General features: G+C 73.4%; 20 protein-coding genes. 7 read left to right on the top strand and 13 right to left on the bottom strand.

What is annotated here, in order from left to right:
• Positions 1–4: 4 nt before the first annotated feature.
• On the bottom strand, positions 5–1,765 hold the full coding sequence (locus QSK20_RS05260) for a DUF6311 domain-containing protein (protein ID WP_285787666.1): 1,761 nt from the start codon (positions 1,763–1,765) through the stop codon (positions 5–7).
• 387 nt (positions 1,766–2,152) lie between these two features.
• Between QSK20_RS05260 and QSK20_RS05255 the strand changes: the two genes are divergently transcribed.
• Positions 2,153–3,346 (top strand): hypothetical protein, encoded by a 1,194-nt coding sequence (locus QSK20_RS05255; protein WP_285787408.1) that lies wholly within the window; start codon positions 2,153–2,155, stop codon positions 3,344–3,346.
• A gap of 83 nt (positions 3,347–3,429) precedes the next feature.
• On the opposite strand, the gene dxs is transcribed toward QSK20_RS05255, so the two are convergent.
• Genes dxs through QSK20_RS05235 form a run of 4 tightly spaced genes read right to left on the bottom strand, consistent with a single transcriptional unit; the run spans position 3,430 to position 9,980 of the window.
• A complete protein-coding gene (dxs, locus tag QSK20_RS05250; protein ID WP_285787407.1) occupies positions 3,430–5,382 on the bottom strand; it encodes a 1-deoxy-D-xylulose-5-phosphate synthase in 1,953 nt (650 codons plus the stop codon).
• A complete protein-coding gene (locus QSK20_RS05245; RefSeq protein ID WP_285787406.1) occupies positions 5,372–6,613 on the bottom strand; it encodes an anhydro-N-acetylmuramic acid kinase in 1,242 nt (413 codons plus the stop codon). Before QSK20_RS05245 ends, dxs begins: the two co-directional genes overlap by 11 nt.
• A 3-nt stretch (positions 6,614–6,616) precedes the next feature.
• Positions 6,617–7,870, bottom strand: a complete 1,254-nt coding sequence (locus QSK20_RS05240) for a class I SAM-dependent RNA methyltransferase (RefSeq protein WP_285787665.1) — start codon at positions 7,868–7,870, stop codon at positions 6,617–6,619.
• 28 nt (positions 7,871–7,898) lie between these two features.
• Positions 7,899–9,980 carry an APC family permease gene (locus QSK20_RS05235; RefSeq protein ID WP_285787405.1) on the bottom strand — a complete coding sequence of 694 codons (2,082 nt, stop codon included), beginning with the start codon at positions 9,978–9,980 and terminating at the stop codon, positions 7,899–7,901.
• A 168-nt stretch (positions 9,981–10,148) separates the two neighbouring features.
• Between QSK20_RS05235 and QSK20_RS05230 the strand changes: the two genes are divergently transcribed.
• Positions 10,149–10,814, top strand: a complete 666-nt coding sequence (locus tag QSK20_RS05230) for a potassium channel family protein (protein ID WP_285787404.1) — start codon at positions 10,149–10,151, stop codon at positions 10,812–10,814.
• Positions 10,815–10,816: 2 nt separating this feature from the next.
• A complete protein-coding gene (locus tag QSK20_RS05225; RefSeq protein WP_285787403.1) occupies positions 10,817–11,506 on the top strand; it encodes a potassium channel family protein in 690 nt (229 codons plus the stop codon).
• 77 nt (positions 11,507–11,583) lie between these two features.
• Here QSK20_RS05225 and QSK20_RS05220 read toward each other — a convergent pair whose 3' ends face one another.
• From QSK20_RS05220 to dut, 4 genes are all read right to left on the bottom strand, one after another.
• Positions 11,584–12,267, bottom strand: coding sequence for a DUF3159 domain-containing protein (locus QSK20_RS05220; protein ID WP_285787402.1), 684 nt, complete (start codon positions 12,265–12,267; stop codon positions 11,584–11,586).
• Positions 12,268–12,293: 26 nt separating this feature from the next.
• Positions 12,294–12,674, bottom strand: a complete 381-nt coding sequence (locus QSK20_RS05215) for an OB-fold nucleic acid binding domain-containing protein (RefSeq protein WP_285787401.1) — start codon at positions 12,672–12,674, stop codon at positions 12,294–12,296.
• Positions 12,675–12,802: 128 nt separating this feature from the next.
• Positions 12,803–13,480, bottom strand: coding sequence for a DUF3710 domain-containing protein (locus tag QSK20_RS05210; protein ID WP_285787400.1), 678 nt, complete (start codon positions 13,478–13,480; stop codon positions 12,803–12,805).
• Positions 13,477–14,058 carry a dUTP diphosphatase gene (gene dut, locus QSK20_RS05205; protein WP_285787399.1) on the bottom strand — a complete coding sequence of 194 codons (582 nt, stop codon included), beginning with the start codon at positions 14,056–14,058 and terminating at the stop codon, positions 13,477–13,479. Before dut ends, QSK20_RS05210 begins: the two co-directional genes overlap by 4 nt.
• A gap of 42 nt (positions 14,059–14,100) precedes the next feature.
• Here dut and QSK20_RS05200 point away from each other — a divergent pair, with 42 nt between their 5' ends.
• Positions 14,101–14,637 (top strand): DUF3093 domain-containing protein, encoded by a 537-nt coding sequence (locus QSK20_RS05200; RefSeq protein ID WP_416900541.1) that lies wholly within the window; start codon positions 14,101–14,103, stop codon positions 14,635–14,637.
• 55 nt (positions 14,638–14,692) lie between these two features.
• Here the strand turns inward: QSK20_RS05200 and QSK20_RS05195 are convergent, their stop codons facing one another.
• Both QSK20_RS05195 and QSK20_RS05190 read right to left on the bottom strand, forming a co-directional pair.
• Entirely contained in the window at positions 14,693–15,640 is a 948-nt protein-coding gene (locus tag QSK20_RS05195) for a hypothetical protein (protein WP_285787398.1), read from the bottom strand.
• Positions 15,641–15,771: 131 nt separating this feature from the next.
• Complete coding sequence (locus QSK20_RS05190) at positions 15,772–16,068, bottom strand: DUF4193 domain-containing protein (RefSeq protein ID WP_088980060.1); 297 nt, start codon at positions 16,066–16,068, stop codon at positions 15,772–15,774.
• Positions 16,069–16,505: 437 nt separating this feature from the next.
• Here QSK20_RS05190 and QSK20_RS05185 point away from each other — a divergent pair, with 437 nt between their 5' ends.
• Positions 16,506–17,027, top strand: a complete 522-nt coding sequence (locus QSK20_RS05185; RefSeq protein ID WP_285787397.1) for a LytR C-terminal domain-containing protein — start codon at positions 16,506–16,508, stop codon at positions 17,025–17,027.
• A 54-nt stretch (positions 17,028–17,081) separates the two neighbouring features.
• On the opposite strand, the gene QSK20_RS05180 is transcribed toward QSK20_RS05185, so the two are convergent.
• Positions 17,082–17,891, bottom strand: a complete 810-nt coding sequence (locus QSK20_RS05180; protein WP_285787396.1) for an inositol monophosphatase family protein — start codon at positions 17,889–17,891, stop codon at positions 17,082–17,084.
• 287 nt (positions 17,892–18,178) lie between these two features.
• Here QSK20_RS05180 and QSK20_RS05175 point away from each other — a divergent pair, with 287 nt between their 5' ends.
• Positions 18,179–19,786: an RNA polymerase sigma factor gene (locus tag QSK20_RS05175; RefSeq protein ID WP_285787395.1), complete on the top strand. Its 1,608-nt coding sequence runs from the start codon at positions 18,179–18,181 to the stop codon at positions 19,784–19,786.
• A gap of 242 nt (positions 19,787–20,028) precedes the next feature.
• On the top strand, positions 20,029–20,262 hold the full coding sequence (locus tag QSK20_RS05170; RefSeq protein WP_091463143.1) for a DUF7455 domain-containing protein: 234 nt from the start codon (positions 20,029–20,031) through the stop codon (positions 20,260–20,262).
• Positions 20,263–20,583: 321 nt separating this feature from the next.
• Here the strand turns inward: QSK20_RS05170 and QSK20_RS05165 are convergent, their stop codons facing one another.
• Entirely contained in the window at positions 20,584–22,308 is a 1,725-nt protein-coding gene (locus QSK20_RS05165; protein ID WP_285787394.1) for a DEAD/DEAH box helicase, read from the bottom strand.
• Positions 22,309–22,604 lie beyond the last annotated feature (296 nt).

Raw genomic sequence — 22,604 nt, 5'->3', positions numbered from 1 at the left:
TCGGTCAGTCGGTGCGGGTGGTGATCGGGCGGACGTCCCAGAGCCAGACGTCCCGTTCCCGCCGGGCCGGGCCGACGAGCTGCTCGACCGTCTGCCGCAGCGGCTCGACGTTCTTCTGGTCGACCGGCAACACCATGATCGCCGCCCGCCAGTAGCGCAGCTCGTCCAGGGAACGACGACGCTCCCGGTCGTCCAGCTTCGGGGCGCGTCCGGTGGTCGCCACCTCCTGGAGGATCTCGCCCACCCCGCTGGGGCGGCCCCCGAACCGGCCCGGGTCACCGGTGTTCCCGTTGCGGGGCGCGAGGAAGTACCCGCCAGGGATCTTGAAGTCCAGGTTGGTCGAGGCGGCCCAGCGCATGCCGTGGGTGTTGCCCATGCTCGGCACCGGCACCGGCACCAGGGTCTGCTCGGCCGCGACGTAGCGCCGCCACTGGTCGGAGGTGATGAAGTCCGGCACCGGCGGGCGGCTGGTCACCTTCAGCGGCATCGGGGCGATCGGCAGCAGCGCCATGACCAGGCCGGCGCCGACCAGGGTGCGGGTGTGCTGGGCCAGCGGACGCGTCGCCCAGGCCCGCTCGACGGCGATGGCGAGCAGGACACCGATCACCACCGTCGTGATCATCCCGAACCGGGTGGGCACCACCGCGTCCAACAGCGGCAGGTGGACCAGCCACTCCCACGGGCCGGTGAAGAGCTCCCGGTCCCACCAGGAGATCCGCTCGCCGAGCGAGAGCACGGCGTAGAAGACGCCGGTCACCGCGAGCGCCCGGACGACCAGCTCCCGGCGCAGCCAGAGCACGATGCCGACGGTGATCAGCGCCAGGCTCCAGCCGAAGAAGGCGTTCTCCTCGGAGTAGTTGGGGGCCAGGTTGGCGTTGGCCCGTTCGTTGCCGCCGAGGGTCGGCGAACCCGGCGTCACGAACGCCGCGATGTCGTTGCCGTAGTCGCGGACCGCGTCGCTGAGCCCGTGGTACGCCATCGGGCCGCCGAACTGGACGTAGAGCGGGTACGCCAGCAGCGACCCGGCGACCAGGGTGCAGACACCGAGCGCGACCGCCATCGGCCGCCACGCCGCCGACCAGAGGTCCCGCCGCTGGGCGACCACGGCGATCAGGAAGATGCCGCAGGCCATCGCGGTGAAGAGCAGGATCTCCTCGTTGATGAACGCCTGCCAGGTGACCAGCAGCGCCAGGATCACCCCGTCCCGGACCGGACGCCGCGAGCGGGTGATCACCAGCACCCGCCAGACGATGAACGGCAGCAGCCACTGGGAGATGATGTTCGGGTGCCAGTTGGCGTGCGAGAGCATCGCCGGTGAGAACCCGCAGAACCAGCCACCCACCACGGCGGCCAGCGGGGTCCGCACGACGTGCCGCGAGAGCACGTAGTACCAGGTCGAGGCGGTGCCGGCCAGGGCCAGGGTGACCAGCACCACGAAGGTCACCGCTGGGCCGAAGAGCAGCGTGACCGGCACCATCGGGATACCGAGCGCCAGGATGGCCGTGTTGGCCATCAGGTTGACCCCGTCGGGGTAGTTGAACTGCTCGGTGTAGAACGGGAACTCGCCGTGCAGCACCACCCGCACCGAGTGGGCGAGGAAGAACTGCACCTGGGCCGGGTCGCTGCTGTAGAGCGAGGCGACCCGACCGGCCGGGTCGACCCAGATCTGACTGGTCACCCAGATCGCGGCGAGCAGGAAGAGCCCGAAGACGCCGACGTCGCGCCGCCAGGTGGGCCAGCGTCGCCGACCGGCGGTGGTCCCCACCGGGGCACCGGGGGCATCCGGAGCGTCGGCGTCCGCCCGGTTGACCGCCGGATCTGCGCCGGTCGTGGTCCCGTCGGCCGGGCCTCCGTCGGACGTCCGCTCGTCGACCGACCCGGCGGCGACCTGCCCGGTCGACGCTGTCGGGTCGCTCTCCGGGCCGGTGGTGGCGGATTCCAGCGTGGATACCCCACGGGGCACGGCAGGCGTCACAGTCGGCGGAGTCTACCGGAGCTGAGAAAAGCCACGAAAACGGCGGGGACGCCCGGGTCGGACGCCACACAGCCCGCGTCCAGCCTACGCCCAGCGGGCCGAGGTGCCGGTCGGGGGCCATCGGACATCTCGTAGCATGTGGCTTCCGGACCGGGCAGATCGATCGGGGGCGTACACGTGGCTTCAGCCCGCTGGCGCGGCAGGACGGCCACGGCGCTACTGGCGCTGGCCGTGACGACGGCCGGCTGTGGGCCGGTCGCCGAGCGGCAGCAGGCCCGGCTTCCGGTCGGCTACGACTCCCTCGACGGCGCTCTGGCGGTCTGGCCGGCGCGGGGTGGCCTCTCCGCCGACGCCGACGCGACGACGGCGGTCACCGAGGTGGTCCGTGACTGGCGCTCGCCGGTCGACGACCGGGTCCACCTGCCCACCTCGGGGATCCTCTGGTCCGGCGAGGTCGGCGGCACGCGGCTCGCCCTGGTCGCCGCCGACGTTCCCGGGGAGAGCGCCTCCTGGCTGCTCCAGCTCACCGGCGACGGATCGCGCTACGCGGTCACCCACGCCGTCGAGTACACCGACCCGGGCTACCTGGTCTACGCCGACGTCCTGCCGGTGCAGCTCGGTGACGAACGCCGCTACCTGACCTCCGCCCGGGTGGAGCGCCTGCTCGGACCGGACGGACGGGCGCTGGCCGTCACCGACGGGCTGACCGGGCCGGTCGCCGTGCCGGCCTGCGCGGCCGTCCCGCTGACCGCCACGCTGCGGGCCACCGAGTCGCTGCCGCGCGGCCGGGCCACGGACCGCCTGCTCGACCTGGGTACGGCCACCGAAGCGCCCCGCTACCCGCTGGTACGGGACGAGTCCGGGGCCGGACAGCGGGCCCTGCACGGGCTGGACACCTGCCAGCTCGCCGGTGAGGACGGCCCGTTCGTCAGCGTCCCCCGCCGGGTGCGGGACCGGGACGCGCCCGAATCGGTGCCGCGTTCCTGGCCGATGGAGCAGGTCACCGCCCGGGTGCTCGGTGAGATCACCGTCGACGGCGGCGCGCCGGCCGAGTTGAAGCAGCTCAGCTGGGAGAGCGAGGCCGGTCCGATGACCGCCCTGGTGCACCGCGCCCCCGGCGGGGGCCCGACCGTGGTCTCCTCCGCCGACCGGACCAGCACCCTCCAGACGTACGTGCTGCCGGTGCCGGGTCAGCCGCTGGTGGTGCTGAGCTGGCGGGCCAACCGGACGACCTCCCTGTCCACCCCGCCGGGCACCCGACGGCTGCTGGACCGCCCCGGCCTGGTGGTCGTGCCGCAGCCGGAGTCCACGCAGACCTTCAGCCTGGCCAACGCCGAGCGCACCTACTACCGCTCGGTCAGCGGTCGCTGACACCCCACCCGCGGCGGTGACCCGGTCAGCACGACGCGGAACGGCCCGCACCCCGAGTGGGGGTGCGGGCCGTTCCGCGTCGGTCAGTTCTGCGAACGGGCGTCGTCCGCGGGCAGCCGCACCGGTTCGCTGACCTCCTCGTCCAGGCCGGAGATCCAGCCGGTGACGTCGCGGGCCACGTCCTGCGCGGTCAGGCCCAGGTCGGCGAGGATCTGCGCCCGGGTGCCGTGCGGATGCCAGTCGGCCGGCACGCCGAGGTCCCGCAGCGGAACCCGGACGTCGGCGTCGCGCATCGCCTGGGCCAGCGCGCTGCCGACGCCGCCGGTGCGCACGCCGTCCTCCACGGTGACCACGAGCCGGTGCGCGGCGGCCAGCTCGACCAGCTCCGCCGGGACCGGACGCACCCAGCGCGGGTCGACCACGGTGACCCCGTAGCCCTGCTCGGCGACCCGGCTGGCGACCTCCATGCCGAGCTGGCCGAAGGAGCCGACCGCGACCAGCAGCACGTCGGTACGCGCCGACTCGGCCAGCACGTCCACCGGACCGACCCGGCGCACGGCGGGCAGGTCGGCGGCGACCGCGCCGGTCGGGAAACGGACGATGGTCGGGCCGTCGTCGACGGCGACCGCCTCGCGCAGCTCCTCGCGGAGCGTGGCGGCGTCCCGGGGCGCGGCGATCCGCAGGCCGGGCACCACCCCGAAGACCGACATGTCCCACAGGCCGTAGTGGCTCGGTCCGTCCGGGCCGGTGACGCCGGCCCGGTCCAGCACGAAGGTGACCGGCAGCTTGTGCATGGCCACGTCCAGCAGGACCTGGTCGAAGGCCCGGTTGAGGAAGGTCGCGTAGACCGCCACCACCGGGTGCAGGCCGCCGAGCGCCAGCCCGGCCGCCGAGGTGGCCGCGTGCTGCTCGGCGATGCCGACGTCGTAGACCCGGTCGGGGTGCTTGCGGGCCAGCTTGGCGATGCCGGTGGGCTCGGCCATGGCGGCGGTGATGCCGACCACGTCGGGCCGCTCGTCGGCGATCGCGACCAGTTCCTCGGCGAAGACGTGGGTCCACTTCACCGACGGCGCGGCGGTCGCCTTGCCGGTGGCGATGTCGAACGCGCCGGGGCCGTGGAAGCAGTCCGCCTCGTCCTCCTCGGCGGGGCGGTAGCCGTAGCCCTTGCGGGTGACCGCGTGCACGATCACCGGGCCGCCGAAGTTCTTCGCCGCCCGCAACGCGGACTCGACCGCGCCGACGTCGTGCCCGTCGACCGGGCCGACGTACTTGATGCCGAGGTCCTCGAACATCGCCTGCGGGGCGACCGCGTCCTTGATGCCCCGCTTGACCGCGTGCAGCACCTCGTACATCGGCTTGCCGACCAGCGGGGTGGAGCCGAGGGCGTCCTTGACCGTGTCCAGGATCTTCTCGTAGCCGGGGTTGAGCCGCAGCGTCGAGAGGTGGTCGGCGAGGCCGCCGATGGTCGGCGCGTACGACCGGCCGTTGTCGTTGACCACGATCACCAGGGGGTTGCCGGCGGTGGCGATGTTGTTCAGCGCCTCCCAGCACATGCCGCCGGTGAGCGCGCCGTCGCCGACCACCGCGACCACGCTGCGCTGCTCACCCCGGAGCTGGTACGCCTTGGCCAGGCCGTCGGCGTAGGAGAGGGCGGTGGAGGCGTGCGAGTTCTCGATCAGGTCGTGCTCGCTCTCGGCCTGGCTCGGGTAGCCGGAGAGGCCGCCGCGCTGCCGCAGCCGGTCGAAACCGGCCTGCCGGCCGGTGAGGATCTTGTGAACGTACGCCTGGTGGCCGGTGTCGAACAGGAGCCGGTCCCGGGGGGAGTCGAAGACCCGGTGCATGGCGATGGTCAGCTCCACCACACCGAGGTTCGGGCCGATGTGCCCGCCCGTGCGGGAGACCTTGCCGACCAGGAAGTCCCGGATCTCGGCGGCGAGGATGTCGAGTTCCTCGGCGGACATCCGCTTGACGTCCTGCGGACCGCGCACCGTGGCCAGTAGCCGGCCGTGGTTGGCCGTGTCCTCTTCAACACTCATGAGGGTTGAGTCTATCGGCCGCCGCACAGTCCGCAGTCCGGGCCGCAACCCGGCCGGAGCCGCCGTCGACCACCCGGAGCCGGCGCGGCGCCGGCGTGGCAACGGCGGCCCGGGGCGGTCCGGACGGCGTCCACGAGCCCAGCACGGCGGCCCGGCCGGCCCCGGTGACCGAGGGCACCGCCCCGGGCAGGCCGTGCCAGGAGAGCCAGCCCAGCAGCGCGAACGCGTACGCCTCCTTCGCCTGCGCGGGCACCCCCAGCTCGTCGGTGGTGCGCAGTCGCCAGCGCCCCGCGCCGAGGGCGGCCAGCCGGCGCAGGAGGGTGGGATTGCGCACCCCGCCCCCGGCCGCGACCACCTCCAGAACCCGGTGCCGGTCGCACTCGGCGGCCACGGTCCGGGCGGTCAGCTCGGTCAGCGTGGCGAACACGTCGTCGACCGGCACCACCGCGTCCAGCGCGGCGAGCCGGTCGTCCAGGTAGCCGGCGTGGAAGAGTTCCTTCCCGGTCGACTTGGGCGGCGGCGCGGCGTAGTAGGGCTCGGCGAGGAGCAGATCCAGCAGGTCGGCGTGCACCCGCCCGGCCGCCGCCCGTGCCCCGTCGAGGTCGCAGGGCGCGTCCAGGAGGCGGCGGGCCGCCGCGTCGAGCAGGGCGTTCGCCGGGCCGATGTCGTAGCCGAGCGGCGGAGCGTCCGGCGCGACCACGGTGAGGTTGGCGATGCCACCGAGGTTCAGCGCCGCCCGGGGCCCGGTGGCCGCCGCGTCGGCGAGCAGGAGGGCGTCGAAGGCCGGGACCAGGGGAGCGCCCTGACCGCCGGCGACCACGTCCGCGCTGCGCAGGTCGCTGAGCACCGGTACGCCCACCCGGGCGGCCACCCGGGCCGGGCTGCCGAGTTGCAGGGTGCCCCGGGCCCGCCCGGACTCGACCCAGTGGAAGACCGTCTGCCCCGGCGAGACGACCAGGTCGGCCCGGCCGCCGGCCAGCTCCACGCCGACCGCCGCCGCCTCGGCGAACACCTCGCCGAGGCGGTTGTCGAGCCGGCAGACCGCCTCGACCGTGGTGGCGTTCGGCGGCAGCAGCGCACCGATCGCGGCGCGCAGTCCGTCGTCGTAGTCGACGCTCCGGTGGCCGAGCGGGCGCAGCAGCAGCGTCTCCCCCTCCACCGCGAACTCGGCGGCGACCACGTCCACCCCGTCGTACGAGGTGCCCGACATCAGTCCCACGATCCGCAGCACGGCTCAGCCCTCCCTGGCCGGCGGCAGCAGCAGCCCGACCAGTTCCACGTGCTGGGTCATCGGGAACAGGTCGAACCCGCGCAGGGCGGCCAGCCGCCAGCCGGCGGTGGCGAAGGTGCGTACGTCGCGGGCGAAGGCGGCCGGGTCGCAGGCGACGTACGCCACCGCGCGCGGCCCGGCGGCGACCAGGTCCCGCACCACCCGCGCGCCCGCGCCGGAGCGGGGCGGGTCGAGCACCACCACGTCGACCGGGCCGGTGATCCGGCGGCGGGCCAGCGCGGTCTCCACCCGGGCCGGCACCACCTCGACCCGGTCGAGGTCGGCCAGGTTCTCCCGGGCCGCCCGGACGCCGTCGGCCGCCGCCTCGACCATGGTGACCCGACCGGTCGGTCCGACCCGGTCGGCGAGCGCGGCGGCGAAGAGACCGGCCCCGCCGTAGAGGTCCCACGCGGTCTCGCCGGGACGCGGCGCGAGCAGCTCCAGCACCGCCGTGACCAGGGTGTCCGCCGCAGCCGGGTGGACCTGCCAGAAGGCGGAGGCCGGAATCGTCCAGTCCCGGCCGGCGGCCACCTCGCGGACCGTGGCCGGGCCGCGTACCGGGGTGGCGACCCCGTCGGCGAGCGCGGTGACGGTGACGTCGCCACCGGTGGAGGCGACGGTCTCCACCGCCTCGGCCGCCGGCCAGTCGGTCGCCAGCACCGGCAGCTCCTGGACGGCCGGGTGGGCGATCAGGCAACGGTCGATCGGGACGACCTCGTGCGAGCGGTGCTTCAGCAGCCCGGCCCGACCGGCCGCGTCGACCGCGTAGCGGACCCGGGAACGCCAGCCCAGCGGACCGCCGGGCAGCGCCGCGACCTGCGGGTCGAGCGCGTCCAGCTCGGCGTCGGTGAGGCCGCCGAGCCGGGTGAGCTGCTCGCGTACCACCGCCACCTTCCACTCCCGCTGCGCCGGTGGCGCGACGTGTTGCAGGTCGCAGCCGCCGCAGCGGCCGGGGCCCGCGTACGGGCAGGGCGGCTCGACCCGCTGCGGCGCGGCCTGGAGCACGGTCACCGCGTCGGCCCGGAGGAACCCCCGGTGCACCTCGGTGACCTCGGCGACCACCCGTTCGCCGGGCAACGCGTGCCGGACGAAGACCACCTGTCCGTCGAGTCGTGCCACGCAGTGCCCGCCTGGGGCGACCGCCCCGACGGTCAGTTCGATCCGTTCGGCCTCCTCCGGCCCGGTCCGGGTGTCCGCTCCGGCCACCTCCGGCTCCATTCGTGCGTCCTCCACCTCGACGTCGACGTCACTCACCGCCGGCCTCCCGTCCCCGGTCGCCATCCTCGCCGGGCGCCGCCGTCGGCACCGGCGGGACGGTCGGCGGAAGGGTACTGCGCGGGGCCACCCGGGGGCCCCGGGCCGGTCCCCGGCTCAGCGTCGCGTCGAACCGGGTCAGGTCCTTGCCCCGGGACGAGGCGAGCTGCCAGGGCACGCTGGTCACCATCACCCCGGGCTCGAAGAGCAGCCGGGTCTTCAGCCGCAACGCGCTCTGGTTGTGCAGCAGGTTCTCCCACCAGCGGCCCACCACGTACTCGGGGATGAAGACGGTGACCACGTCGCGGGGCGACTCCCGGCGGGTGGAGGCGACGAAGTTCAGGATCGGCCGGGTGATCTCCCGATACGGGGAGTCGACCACGGTCAGCGGCACCGGCACCGCCCGCCGTTCCCACTCGGCCTGGAGTTCCCGGGTGTCCTTGTCGTCCACGTTCACCGTCACCGCGGTCAGCGTGTCGGGGCGGGTGGCCTGCGCGTACGCCACCGCCCGCAGGGTCGGCTGGTGCAGCTTGCTGACCAGCACGATCGCGTGGTTGCGGGCGGGCAGCACGGGCCGCCCGTCGTCCGGGGTCAGCTCGACGGCGACCCGGTCGTAGTGCCGCCGGATGGCGACCATCAGCCCGTAGATCACCGCCATCGCGGCGATGGCGATCCAGGCGCCGAGGAGGAACTTGGTGATCAGCACGATGACCAGCACGGTCGCGGTCAACGCCATGCCGAACCCGTTGATCGCCCGGGAGCGGACCATCCGGCGGCGGGCCTGGGCGTCCCGCTCGGTGCGCAGCAGCCGGTTCCAGTGCCGGATCATGCCCGCCTGGGAGAGGGTGAAGGAGACGAACACCCCGACGATGTAGAGCTGGATGAGCTTCGTCACCTCGGCCTGGAAACCGACGATCAGCACGATCGCGAAGACGGCCAGGAAGAGGATCCCGTTGGAGAAGGCCAGCCGGTCGCCCCGGGTGTGCAGCTGCCGGGGGAGGAACCGGTCCTGGGCGAGGATCGAGCCGAGCACCGGGAAGCCGTTGAAGGCGGTGTTCGCGGCCAGGAAGAGGATCAGGGCGGTCGCTCCGACCACCACGAAGAGCAGCACCGACCCGGAGCCGAAGATCGTCTCGCCGAGCTGGGCGGCCACCGTCTTCTGGACGTAGCCCTCGGGACCGGAGACGATCTGCAGCTCCGGGTCCTCGACGAACTGGAGGCCGGTCAGCCGGGCCAGCCAGATGATGCCGACCAGCATGGTCACCGAGACCGTGCCCAGCAGCAGCAGGGTGGTGGCCGCGTTGCGGCTCTTCGGCCGTTTGAACGCCGGCACCCCGTTGGAGATCGCCTCCACGCCGGTGAGCGCTGCGCAGCCGGAGGAGAAGCTGCGCAGCAGCAGGAAGGCCATGGCCAGGCCGGTCATGTCGCTCCACTCGGCGACGATCTCCAGGCCGGCGCTGGGGGCACGGAGGTCGTGGCCGAGCAGGAAGACCCGGACCAGACCGGTGAGGATCATGCCGACGATGACGATGATGAAGCCGTAGGTCGGGATGGCGAAGGCGGTGCCCGACTCCCGCAGGCCGCGCAGGTTGATCGCGGTGAGCAGCACCACCGCGGTCACCGCGACGAGCACCTTGTGGGTGGCGACGAACGGGATCACCGACCCCAGGTTGGCCACCCCGGAGGAGACCGACACCGCGACGGTCAGCACGTAGTCGACGAGCAGCGCGCTGGCCACCCCGATGCCGAACCGGGGGCCGAGGTTCACGGTGGCCACCTCGTAGTCGCCGCCGCCGGAGGGGTAGGCGTGCACGGTCTGCCGGTAGCTGGCGACCACGGTCAGCATCACCACGACAACCGCGAGGGCGATCCACGGGGAGAAGAGGTACGCCGACGCGCCCGCGATGGAGAGGGTCAGCAGGATCTCGTCGGGGGCGTACGCGACGCTGGAGAGCGCGTCGGAGGCGAAGACCGGCAGGGCGATCCGCTTCGGCAACAGGGTGTGCTGGAGTCGGTCCGACCGGAACGGACGACCGACGAGGAGTCGCTTCAGCAGCGAGGTGGGACTGGCCACAACCGCTAAGCGTACGGCGGGTCGGAGCGGCTCACCCGGGGTGCCCGACCAGTCCACGGGCCGGAGGCGGGGTAGCGTCTCCTCCGCGCCGGGGCGGCGGACGTGGCAGGCTCGCAGACGACCACGCCCGTCGGGGCGGAGGGATGCGCACCGTCGGGAGGGGACGCCGTGCATGTCGTGATCATGGGGTGCGGCCGGGTCGGCTCCACCCTCGCCCAGAACCTGGAGTCACGGGGCCACTCGGTGGCCGTCATAGACCAGGACGCCGACGCCTTCCGGCGGCTCAGCCCGGACTTCGCCGGGGTCACCGTGACCGGTGCCGGGTTCGACGGGGACGTGCTGCGCCAGGCCGGCATCGAGCGGGCGGACGCCTTCGCGGCGGTCTCCAGCGGCGACAACTCCAACATCATCTCGGCCCGCCTGGCCCGGGAGACGTTCGGCGTGGCCCGGGTCGCCGCCCGGATCTACGACCAGCGTCGGGCCCAGGTCTACGAGCGTCTCGGGATCCCCACGGTCGCCACCGTCCGGTGGACCGCGGACCGGATGCTGCGGCACCTGATCCCCGAGGGGAACGTGGAGATCTTCCGCGACCCGACCAGCACCGTGTCGATCATCGAGGTGCCGACGCACAAGGACTGGATCGGCCGGCCGCTGCGGGCGCTGGAGGAGTCCACCGGCGCGCGCACCGCGTACCTGACCCGCTTCGGCATCGGCACGCTCCCCACCGCCTCCACGGTGGTGCAGGAGGGTGACCAGCTCTTCATGCTGGTCACCGACGACATCGCGGCGGCGGTGACGGCGGTGGCCGTGGCGCCGCCGGAAGGAGGGCACTGAGCATGCGCATCGCCATCGCCGGGGCGGGCAACGTGGGCCGCTCGATCGCCCAGGAGCTCATCGACAACGGCCACCAGGTGATGCTCATCGAACGCCAGCCCCGGATGCTCCGCCCGGACCGGGTGCCGGGCGCCGACTGGGTGCTGGCGGACGCGTGCGAGCTGAGCAGCCTGGAGGAGGCCGAGATCGCCGACTGCGACGTGGTGGTCGCGGCGACCGGCGACGACAAGGTCAACCTGGTGGTCTCCCTGCTGGCCAAGACCGAGTTCGCGGTGCCCCGGGTGGTCGCCCGGGTCAACCGCGCGGAGAACGAGTGGCTCTTCACCGAGCAGTGGGGGGTCGACGTCGCGGTGAGCAAGCCGCGGGTGATGGCCGCCCTGGTCGAGGAGGCGGTCACCGTCGGCGACCTGGTCCGGCTGATGACCTTCCGGCAGGGCGAGGCGAACCTGGTCGAGATCACCCTGCCCCCGGCCGCCCCCTACGTCGGGCAGCCGCTGCGGGACGTGCCGCTGCCCCGGGACAGCGCGCTGGTGGCCATCGTGCGCGGCAGACGGGTGCTGGTGCCCAGCCCGGACGACACGATCGAGGTCGGCGACGAACTGGTCTTCGTCTGCACCGCCGAGGTCGAGGACGCGGTCCGCGCGGTGGTCCTCGGCCCGGACAGCGTGGAACGCACCCGCAACGGCGGTTGAGTCGCCCCACCGGGCCGGAGAACGGTGGCGGTCGCGCGCCGTCGGGATCCGGCGCCGGTCGCCGGTGGCGCGGTGGCTCAGGCGGCGGGGGTCGCGGGAGCGGCCGGCTCCCGGGTCACCCGACGCACCACCCAGACGGTGATCAGCAGCAGCAGCGCGTACGGCGGGTAGCCGAGCGCCAGCCGGGCGATACCCAGTGCGGTGTCCATGTCGGCGAGGTACAGCGCGGCCTGCACGCCCACCTTGGCCAGCCAGACCACGCCCCAGAGCGCGGTCAGCCAGGTGAAGGTGCGCACCAGCCGGGGATCCTGCCGCCACTCGGACTTGCCGCCGGCCGCCAGCACCGACCAGATCCACCCGACCAGCGGCTGCCGGATCGCGGCCGAGCCGAGCAGCACCAGCCCGTACGCGATGCCGTAGAGGATGCCGGGCAGGTAGAAGGTCTTCTCGTCGCCGGTGCGCCAGGCGATCGCCGCGCCGACGGCGATGCCGAAGAGGCCGTTGACCGCGTGCCGGACCGGGCGGCGCTGGACCAGGCGGAGCGCGGCGATCAGCAGCGCCACCCCGATCGACGCGATGATCGCCGGCCGCAGGTCGGTGACGATGTTGGCCACCACGAAGACGACCACCGGCACGCTGGACTCGACCAGCCCACGCCAGCCGCCGAGCTGGTCGGCCATCTGCTCGGCGAGGGTCGGCAGGCGCTCCTCGTCAGACGAGTCGTCCCGGGGCGGGGCGGTCGGGTGCTGCCCAGTGGTCATCGGTACGTCCTCCGCTCGCGGGCCCGTCACCGTGGCGGCTCGAGCTCGTAGTACGGGTTGTAGATGACCTTGCGGTCGTCCCGCACGGCCACCCGCCCCCGTGCGGTGAGGTGGCGGCCCGGCTCGATGCCGTCGATGTGCCGACGGCCGAGCCAGACCAGGGTCACCACGTCGCTGCCGTCGTAGAGATCGGCTTCCAGCGTCGGCAGGTTGGTCCGGGGCGTGTACACCACGGTACGCAACCGGCCGGACACCGAGACGACCTCGCCGCGTCGGCACTGCCGGGCGGGGACCCCGCCACACTCGGCGCTCTCCCGGCGCAGCTCCTGCGCCTCGATCTCGGCCTCGTCGGCGGTGAGCCGGCGCAGCAGGCGACGCAGCGACACCCGCCCCTCGTCGGTCACCATGACCTCCGCGTCACCCTCTCCCCGCCGACCGGCGGCCCGGTACCCGACCGAGCCGGCACCGGGCCGGCGTACCCCGTCAGCGTACGCCGACGGTCGCACTTCCCGGTGCCGCCGGTCGGGGGGACCGGTCAGGCCTCGGCGGAGCCGTCGGCGCCCTGGGCCGCCGCCTGCGCCTGGTGCTGGGCCGCGACCTCCTTGGGCAGGCGCAGCGGCAGCGGCTCCCGCACCGGCTTCGCCTCCTGCCCCCGGTCGACCACCAGCCCGTCGAGGCACTCGGCCAGCGGACCGGCCGCCGCCGGGTCGACCGCCGCGACGCCCTGGTAGACGCCCCGGACCATCCAGCGCGGGCCGTCCACCCCGATGAACCGCAGGTCGGTGATGCCGTCCGGGGTGCGCACCCGGGCCCGCAGCTCGGTGCCGTACTCCCCCGGCATCTCCTGGGCGGCGGCCCCGTCGTTGAACAACGACTGCCGGATCTCCTCGCGGACCTCGTCCCAGATGCCGTCGCTGCGCGGCGCGGCGAAGACCCCGAGCTGGAGCGCGTTCTCCCCGTGCACCAGCACGACCTGCTGGACCACGCCCTGCGGGTCGGCCTGCACCCGCACCTCCACCCCGGGCACCGCCGGGATGTGCAGGCTGCCCAGGTCGAGTCGCTGGACGTCGTCGGACACCTCGGAGATGTCGTACGGGCCGCGGGCCGCCGCGCCCGCGGTCGACTCGTCGGTGTCCGGCCCGACCCGGGACTCCGCGGCCCGCTCGTCGCGGGCGTGCCGCCCGGAACCGGCCCGCTTTCGAGAGAAGATCACTGCGCCCACCCTCCGCTGTTCGCACTCACCGTGCCACCTCTTCCGTCTGGTCGCCCGCCCGCCCCGCCGTCGGCCGGCGGTGGGACGAGGCCGGCGTGCCCGCCGGTCGACCCGTGTCCACCGGCCCCGCGACGCGAGTCGGGCAGCTCGGTCACCGGATGGAAAGCGACCCGCTCCACCCGCTGCACGACGAGCTGCGCGATCCGGTCGCCACGGGAGATCCTCGCCGGGCTCACCTGATCGTGGTTGATCAGGTTGACCATGATCTCACCCCGGTAGCCGGCGTCGACCGTACCGGGAGCGTTGAGCACCGTCACGCCGAGCCGGGCGGCGAGTCCGGAGCGCGGATGCACCAGGCCGACGTACCCGTCGGGCAGCGCCAGGGCGACGCCGGTGGGCACCAGGGCCCGCTCGCCCGGCGCCAGGTCGACGTCGACGGCCGCCACCAGGTCGGCCCCGGCGTCGCCGGGATGAGCGTACGCCGGCAGCGGCAACTGCGGGTCGAGCTGCCGTACGGGTACGGGTACAGGGTCGTTCACGTCGCCTCTTCCTCCGGTTCGCTCCGGTGACCCTGCCATCCTGCCGGTTCGGACGCCCGCGCCGCGCCGTACCCTCGGACTGTGAGCCTGTCGCCTTCCTCCCCGCCCAGCCCACCCGGCACGCACGCCGAGCGGCTCACCCTGCCGTGGTGGCTCTGGCTGGGCGGCGTCGCGGTCGCGCTGCTGCTCGCCGTCGAGATCTGGATGGGCGCCCCCGGCGTGCGGGCCTGGCTGCCGTTCGTGGTGCTCCTGCCGGCCACCGCCGCCGGGCTGTGGTGGCTGGGGCGGATCCGCGTCGCGGTCGGCGACGGCGAACTGCGGGTGGACGACGCCCGCCTGCCGGTGCGCTTCGTGGCCGACGTGGTGCCGCTGGACGCGGACGGCCGGCGCGAGGTGCTCGGCGTCGGGGCCGACCCGCTCGCCTTCGTGGTACAGCGGCCGTGGGTCTCCGGTGCGGTGCAGGTGCTGCTCGACGACCCGGCCGACCCGACCCCGTTCTGGGTGGTCAGCACCCGGCACCCGGTGCGGCTCGCGGCGGCCCTGCTGGCGGCCCGGGACGCCGCCACCGGCCGGCGGGAGACGGTCTCCGCCGAGGCCGCCGACCCGACCGGCGGCTGATTCCGCCCGCCCCGGCCGGCAGGGGTGACCACGCCCGCCTCGGGCCGGACGGCGGTCAGGACACGATCGGCGGCAGGCCGGGCAGTCCGCGCCGCTGCCAGCGCAGGTCGGCCCGGATCTGGTCGCCCACCGAGCGGGTCGCCCGCCGGTTGAGGTAGCTCGCCACCGCCGCGCCGGTGAGGAACGGCCCGAGCGTGGTCAGGTTGCGGCCGAAGCGCTTGAGCAGGCTGTCCCGCAGTTCCCGCCGGGCGGCCGTGCCGAGTACCGCCGCCACCCCGACGCCGGGCGCCATCGGGTTGATGCCCCGCTGGCTGGCCCAGGAGTGCAGCAGCGCCACCGCGCGCGGGGTGCCCCCACCCGGCAGCGGAACGCCGTAGACCTCGTGCAGTTCACCGATCAGCTTCAGCTCGATCGCCACCACGGCGACGGTCTCCGCGGCCAGCAGCACCGGCGCGGAGAGCAGGGTCGGGGTGACCGCCCACTCCACGGCGGCGACGCCGCCACCGGCCGCACCCACCCCCGCCGTCGCCCGGGAGGCGTTGCGGACCAGGCGTTCGGCGAGCGCCTCGCCCTCCAGCCCGGCGTGGTGGCGACGCAGGGTGGCCAGGTCCCGCACGGGTACGTACGGCGCGATCTCGCCGACCGTCTCGGTCATCCAGCGCAGCGCGGCCCGGGGCTTGAACAGGTCGGTCAGACCTCGGGCGCGGGCCTGACCGACCAGCCGGGTCAGCAGCTGTCGACGCCGCCCGGCGGGCAGGTCGTCGGCGGTCAGCGCGGCGACGGTCGCCCCCAGTTCGTCGCCGGCCGACGGGCCCCCCGGTCCGCCACCGGGCGACGTGTCCCCCGGTCCCCCGTCGGGCGACCGGCCCCCTGGTCCGTCGTCGGGCGACCGGCCCTCTGGAACGCTGTCGGGCGACGGGCCCCCTGGAATGCTGTCGGGCGACGGGCCCGACCCCGCCGTGGTCGCCGGCTCCGGGGTCGGCTCCGTCCCGCGTCCGCTCATACCGTCGCCCTCCCGTGTCGTGCGCCGTCCGGGAAACCACCCGCACCGTCACCGAGTGAAGCAGCTCCCGCACAGCGGCGCACGACGATCGCGTCCCGCGACGTCTCCGGGGAACCGTCGCGGGGACACGGTCAGACGCACTCGCGGCAGATCAGTTCCCCGTTGCGCTCGGTCGCGAGCTGACTGCGGTGGTGGACCAGGAAGCAGCGGGCACATCGGAACTCGTCCTGCTGCATCGGTAGCACCTTGACTGTCAGCTCCTCGTCGGCCAGGTCGGCGCCGGGAAGCTCGAAGCTCTCGGCCACCTCGGCCTCGTCGACGTCCACGGCGCCCGACTGTGAGTCGACCCGCCGGGCCTTGAGCTCTTCCAGGCTGTCCTCGCCGAGGTCGACCTCGTCGCGACGCGGGGCGTCGTAGTCGGTGGCCATCGGTTTCACTCTCCCATTTCGATATGGTCGCTACCCGGTTGTCACGCCGGACGACGCTGTTCCGGTTCCGCTGGCCGGCCACCACAGTGTCGGTCACCCGACCCGACGGCCGGTCGGGTCGGGGCTTGCCAGAGGAACGTCCCCCAGCGAGCGCGGTACCTTACCCCCCTCTGGGCGAGGCATGTATACCGCTCTCGTGGCATGGATGTACGCCCTCGTCCCCAAAGATGTTCCCAATGTGACTCAGGCGACACGAAGATAGGGGTAGTCCTACCCGCTCGCCGGTCGGCGCGCCGGCATGTCCGGCTGTTTCCACGCGTCCGCCGGACAACCGATAACCTCAGCGGCGTACCCGACGGCCCGTCCGTACGGCCGCCCCGTCGTGGGCCGTCCTCGTCCACCTCTCCCGGGGGAGCGCCCAGATGAGCTTTGCGCGAGTGCGAGCACTCGTTGTCGTCGGTCTGCTGGCGGTCTTCGCGCTGGTCTTCTCGGTCGTGGCGCTGGTCAAGGACAGCCAGAGCGACGCCGGCACCGCGAAGGGCTGTCCGGCGGGGTGGCCGCTGGCCGACGTCACCCTGCGCGAGTCCAAGGACGTCAAGATCAACGTCTACAACGCCACCGAGAAGGCGGGCCTGGCCACCAGCGTGGCCGACGACTTCCGCAACCGGAACTTCCAGGTGAAGAAGGCCAGCAACGACCCGCAGAAGCGCTCCGTCGACGAGGTGGCCGCCCTGCGGTACGGGCCGAAGGGCGTCGGCTCGGCCCACCTGCTCCGCGCGTACTTCCTCAACCAGGCCGTCTACGAGTACGACGCCAAGCGCGAGGACGACGTGGTGGACGTGGTGATCGGCAGTGGCTTCCAGCAGCTCGCCACCCTGACCGAGGTCAACCAGTCCCTCGGCGACCTCGGTTCGCCCCAGGCGCCGGAGAACACCTGCCCGGCGCCGGTCGAGGACTAGCCGGTCGTCACCCTCCGGCCCGGGCCCACCCGGGTCCGGGCCGGAGGGCGGACGTCACGGCCCGCCGGAGGCGTCCAGGTCGGCGAGCCGGTCGTGCAGCGCGTCGTACAGGGCGGGTGGCGCCGCGACCAGCATGTCCGGGCCGGGGGCACTCCCCCGCAGCCCGGTGACGCGCAGCCCCGCCTCGGCCGCCACCAGGGCGCCGGCGGCCATGTCCCAGGCGGCCAGCCCCTTCTCGTAGTACACGTCCACGCGTCCCTCGGCGGCCAGGCAGAGGTCGAGCGCGGCGGCCCCCAGCCGGCGGATGTCCCGTACGTGCGGAATCAGCTCGGCGACCACCCGCGCCTGGTGCGCCCGGCGGGCCGGGTCGTAGCCGAATCCGGTGGCGACCAGCGCCTGACCGAGATCGGTCTCGGCGGAGCCCCGCAGCCGCCGTCCCGCCCGGTACGCGCCGCCGCCGAGGGTGGCGGTCCACTCGTCGCCGGTGGCGATATTGCGGACCACGCCGGCGACCACCCGGCCGTCGACCTCGGCCGCCAGCGACACCGCGTGGTACGGCAGGCCGTAGAGGTAGTTGACCGTGCCGTCGATCGGGTCGACGATCCACCGGACGCCCCCGGCGGCGGCCGGCGGGCCCTCGCCGTACTCCTCGCCCAGCACCGCGTCCCCGGGGCGCAGCCGGCGCAGTTCCCCGGTGACCTGCTTCTCCACCGCCCGGTCGGCGGCGGTCACCACGTCGGTGGCGGTGCTCTTGGTGGCGACCGCCGCGACTCCCTCGCCCCACATCCGGTGGGCCGTCGCGGCCGCCGCCCGGACCACCCCGACGGCAACCTCGAGCAGTTCCGCTGGCCTCGCCGCGCCCATGGTGTCCCCTTCCGCACGTCCGGGACGTCCGTGTCGCCCGCGAGTATCATCCTTACAAAGTCCACAAGTTCGCCAATTTCGCGGCCTCCGGCCGCCGGTACGCCGTGCGGCGCAGGATGATCGCCGCAGACGGCGTTACAATTCACCCCTGCCCACGCGCCACGGACCGCCAGACGACCGGCCGGCCCGGGACACGGGGGTCCCTCAACCACATCGCCCGACGCGGTGCCCCATGCTGCGCCGGACGAACCCGGCCGTGCTCGCTCATCGCCTCCGGAAGGTCATTCGTGACAGAACCCCGCCACACCGGCGCCGACGTACGCTCGCTCACCGACACGCTGATCGCCCACGCGCAGAGCGCCGGCGGACAGTTGACGTCGGCCCAGCTCGCGCGCACCGTCGAGTCCGCTGAGGTGACTCCGGCCCAGGCCAAGAAGATCCTGCGCGCGCTCTCCGACGCGGGCGTGACCGTGGTGGTCGACGGTTCGGCGAGCACCCGCCGCCGGGTCGCCGCCGCCCGGTCGGCCACACCGGCGTCCCGGGCCACCACCGCCAAGACCACCAAGAAGACGGCCGCCCCGGCCCCGAAGCAGGCCCCCGCCGCCGAGGAGGCGACACCGGCCCCGCGCAAGGCCGCCCCCCGCAAGGCCGCCGGCGCCACCGTGGCCGGGGCCGCCAAGGCGACGCCGGCCAAGGCCGCCAAGGCGACCCGGGCCACCAAGGCGACCGCCGGGGCGGGTGCTCCCGGCGTCCCGGCCAAGGCCGCCGGCAAGGCCAAGGGCGAGGGTCCCGACGGCGACATCGATCCCGAGGAACTCGCCGCCGAGATCGAGGACGTGGTCGTCGAGGAGCCGGTCGAGCTGGCCCAGGCCGCCGAGGCCGACGCGGCCAGTTCCGCCAGCGACAACGACTTCGAGTGGGACGACGAGGAGTCCGAGGCCCTCAAGCAGGCCCGGCGGGACGCCGAACTCACCGCCTCCGCCGACTCCGTCCGCGCGTACCTCAAGCAGATCGGCAAGGTCCCGCTGCTCAACGCCGAGCAGGAGGTGGAACTCGCCAAGCGGATCGAGGCGGGGCTCTACGCCGCCGAGCGGCTGCGCCTCGCCGAGGAGGGCGAGGAGAAGTTCACCCGCGAGATGCAGCGCGACCTGGGCTGGATCTCCCGGGACGGCGAGCGGGCCAAGAACCACCTGCTGGAGGCGAACCTGCGGCTGGTGGTCTCCCTCGCCAAGCGGTACACCGGGCGGGGCATGGCCTTCCTCGACCTCATCCAGGAGGGCAACCTCGGCCTGATCCGCGCCGTCGAGAAGTTCGACTACACCAAGGGCTACAAGTTCTCCACCTACGCCACCTGGTGGATCCGCCAGGCCATCACCCGCGCCATGGCCGACCAGGCCCGCACCATCCGCATCCCGGTGCACATGGTCGAGGTGATCAACAAGCTCGGCCGGATCCAGCGCGAGCTGCTCCAGGACCTGGGCCGCGAGCCCACCCCGGAGGAGCTGGCGAAGGAGATGGACATCACACCCGAGAAGGTGCTGGAGATCCAGCAGTACGCTCGGGAGCCGATCTCCCTGGACCAGACGATCGGTGACGAGGGGGACAGCCAGCTCGGTGACTTCATCGAGGACTCGGAGGCCGTGGTCGCGGTCGACGCGGTGTCGTTCTCGCTGCTCCAGGACCAGCTCCAGCAGGTCCTCCAGACGCTCTCCGAGCGCGAGGCGGGTGTGGTCCGGCTGCGCTTCGGCCTGACCGACGGTCAGCCACGGACGCTGGACGAGATCGGTCAGGTGTACGGGGTGACCCGGGAGCGCATCCGGCAGATTGAGTCCAAGACCATGTCGAAACTCCGGCACCCGTCCCGGTCCCAGGTTCTGCGTGACTACCTGGACTGAGCGGCCACGTCAACAAACGGTGTCGGTTTGATCACCACACGTACAACACGCCATGCCGACCGGCCGGTTGCACGATTGTGATCGTTGACGTGGCACCCTTGGTGCACGGCACACTGTCTCCCATGTGTGACCCCGGTCCCCCGCGGGCACACTGGGAAGGCAAAGCCCGGCAAGGGTGTTGCACGATAGGTGAGCAATGACCGACGAGAGTGTTCATCGGTGACGACCAGAGGAGGAAGGCGATGACCCCGACCCTCACGCCGCCGCCCGAGACGGTGGCTCCCCCAGCTGCCGATGAACGGTGCGACCGCTGCAATGCTGCCGGCAAGCTCCGCATCACTCTGGCTGGTGGGAGCGAGCTGGTGTTCTGTGGGCACCACGCGAACAAGTACGCGGAGGATCTGGTGAAGATCACCGTGCGGTACGCGACGGACCCGGAGTTCACCTGGCGTGGCGCCGATCTGATGGCGAACTAACCGCAAACCCGACATACGGACCGGGAGCCCCACGGGGCTCCCGGTCCTTTCGTATGCTCCGACCCGACCCGGTGCCCGCGTTTCTCCAACGGCCCGGCCGCCCCTCCGGGCCACCGCAGGACGCTCCGGCAGCCCCTGACGCGCCCTCGGGCAGCCCTCTGCCGGTCCCGGGCCGCTGGCGACCCCTCAGAGCCCGGCACCGGCCCTGCGGCTCTCCACACAGCGCCCGGAACCGGGCGCGGGGCATGTTCCGTTCCCGCCCGGTCCACACCCCCTCACCCGCCCGGATCCCGACGGCCGCCCGCCGGGACGCGCCGGCGGTCAGAGGGTCTGGACGGTGGCGATACGTTCCTCCAGCTGCTCGATGGTGGCCTGGGCGCTCGGCGGCCCGCCGCAGAGCCGGCGCAACTCCGCATGGATCTTGCCGTGCGGTTGGCCGGTGCGGTGGTGCCGCGCGGCCACCAGGGCGTTGAGCTGTCGCCGGAGAGCCACCCGCCGCTGGGCGGCGCTCATCGGGGGCGGTGGCGCGGCGGCCACCGGTTCCGCGGTCCGGGTGGCGGCCCGTCGGCGTTGGGCGGCGAGTTGCTCGGCCTGCCGCTTGCTCAGCAGCAGTGAAACCTGGTCGGCGGTGAGCAGGCCGGGCAGGCCGAGGTACTCCTCCTCCTCGGGGGTGCCCGCCTGGGCGGCGGTGCCGAACGACGCGCCGTCGAAGATCACCTGGTCCAGCTCGGCGGTGGCGGAGAGCGCGGTGAAGCGCTTCTCCAGCTCGCCACTGGCCTGGTCGTCCCGCTGGGCCCGCTCCAGCAGGTCGTCGTCGAAACCCTCCTGCTCCTTGGGCTTGCCGAGCACGTGGTCGCGTTCGGCCTCCATCTCGCTGGCCAGCCCGAGCAGGTGCGGCACGCTCGGCAGGAAGACCGAGGCGGTCTCCCCCGGCCGGCGGGCCCGGACGAACCGTCCGATGGCCTGGGCGAAGTACAGCGGCGTGCTGGCACTGGTCGCGTAGACGCCGACCGCCAGACGGGGGATGTCGACCCCCTCGGAGACCATCCGCACCGCGACCATCCAGCGCTGGTCGGACGCGGAGAAGGTGGCGATCCGGGCCGAGGAGCCGGCGTCGTCGGAGAGGACCACGGCGGCCTTCTCTCCGGTCGCCTGTTCGATCAGCTTGGCGTACGAGCGGGCGTTCTGCTGGTCACTGGCGATCACCAGGCCACCGGCGTCGCCCATCCCCGCCTTACGCAGCACGGTCAGCCGGGCGTCCGCCGCGCGCAGGACCTGCGGCATCCAGTCGCCGGCTGGGTCGAGGGCGGTCCGCCAGGCCTGCGCGACGAGATCCTGGGTCATCGGCTCGCCCAGCCGGGCGGCCAGTTCGTCCCCCGCGTTGGTACGCCACCGGGTCTCCCCCGAGTACGCCAGGAAGAGCACCGGCCGGACGACGCCGTCGCGGAGCGCGTCGGAGTAGCCGTAGACCGAGTCGGCGCGGGAACGGAGCAGGCCGTCCCCACCCCGCTCGTAGGTGACGAACGGGATGGGATTGTCGTCCGAGCGGAACGGCGTACCGGTGAGCATCAACCGGCGCACCGCCGGCTCGAAGGCCGCTTTCACCCCGTCACCCCAGGAGCGGGAGTCCCCGGCGTGGTGGATCTCGTCGAGGATGACCAGGGTCCGACGCGTCAGGGTGCGCCGTTTGTGCACGTGCGGGGCCATCCCGACCTGCGCGTAGGTGACCACCGCGCCGTGGAAGTCGGCGGAGGAGTGCAGGTCCGCGTTGCGGAAGGCGGCGTCGAGTTGGATGCCGATCCGGGCCGCCGCCAGCGCCCACTGGGTCTTCAGGTGCTCGGTCGGCGCGACCACCGTGACCGCGTCGACGGTGCCGTCGACGAGCAGCTCCGCGGCGATCCGCAGGGCGAAGGTGGTCTTACCCGCGCCGGGGGTGGCGACCGCGGTGAAGTCGGGGTCCCGGCGACGCAGGTACTCCACCAGAGCCTTGCGCTGCCAGGCACGCAGTGACGGAAACGTCTCGATCGCCGGCAACGGGGCAGGCACGCAACCGCTCCTCTCCGACCGCCGTAGGTTCTTCCGACCGCCGCAGGCGGAACCCGGCCCGGGGCCACGGATACCGCCGCCCATGAAAACGCCTCCGCGCCGGATGCCGCGAAGGCCGGATCAGCATAACCAGGACACCCCGCCGGGTGCCCGGCGACACCACGCGCCCTCGGTCACACCCACCACGTCACCACCACCACGTCACCACCACGCCGTCCCACGGGCTCTTCCGCCCCTCCCACCGTCCGCCGCCCGCCTTCCCGCCGCTCACCGCCCGCCGTCGTCGCCCGCCGCTG

The organism is Micromonospora sp. NBRC 101691, assembly GCF_030269285.1.
Taxonomy (GTDB): domain Bacteria; phylum Actinomycetota; class Actinomycetes; order Mycobacteriales; family Micromonosporaceae; genus Micromonospora; species Micromonospora echinospora.
The sequence above is the reverse complement of the archived record's forward strand: the minus strand, read 5'-3'. Positions and strand labels throughout refer to the sequence as shown.

Excerpts from the sequence above, each read along its gene's own strand:
- QSK20_RS05240 (WP_285787665.1), bottom strand. The coding sequence starts at position 7,870 with ATGGAGCCGGAGGTGGCCGGAGCGGACACCCGGACCGGGCCGGAGGAG.
- QSK20_RS05170 (WP_091463143.1), top strand. The coding sequence starts at position 20,029 with ATGACCCCGACCCTCACGCCGCCGCCCGAGACGGTGGCTCCCCCAGCT.
- QSK20_RS05190 (WP_088980060.1), bottom strand. The coding sequence starts at position 16,068 with ATGGCCACCGACTACGACGCCCCGCGTCGCGACGAGGTCGACCTCGGC.
- QSK20_RS05215 (WP_285787401.1), bottom strand. The coding sequence starts at position 12,674 with ATGGTGACCGACGAGGGGCGGGTGTCGCTGCGTCGCCTGCTGCGCCGG.
- dut (WP_285787399.1), bottom strand. The coding sequence starts at position 14,058 with ATGGCAGGGTCACCGGAGCGAACCGGAGGAAGAGGCGACGTGAACGAC.
- QSK20_RS05180 (WP_285787396.1), bottom strand. The coding sequence starts at position 17,891 with ATGGGCGCGGCGAGGCCAGCGGAACTGCTCGAGGTTGCCGTCGGGGTG.
- QSK20_RS05195 (WP_285787398.1), bottom strand. The coding sequence starts at position 15,640 with ATGAGCGGACGCGGGACGGAGCCGACCCCGGAGCCGGCGACCACGGCG.
- dxs (WP_285787407.1), bottom strand. The coding sequence starts at position 5,382 with ATGAGTGTTGAAGAGGACACGGCCAACCACGGCCGGCTACTGGCCACG.
- QSK20_RS05220 (WP_285787402.1), bottom strand. The coding sequence starts at position 12,267 with ATGACCACTGGGCAGCACCCGACCGCCCCGCCCCGGGACGACTCGTCT.
- QSK20_RS05225 (WP_285787403.1), top strand. The coding sequence starts at position 10,817 with ATGCGCATCGCCATCGCCGGGGCGGGCAACGTGGGCCGCTCGATCGCC.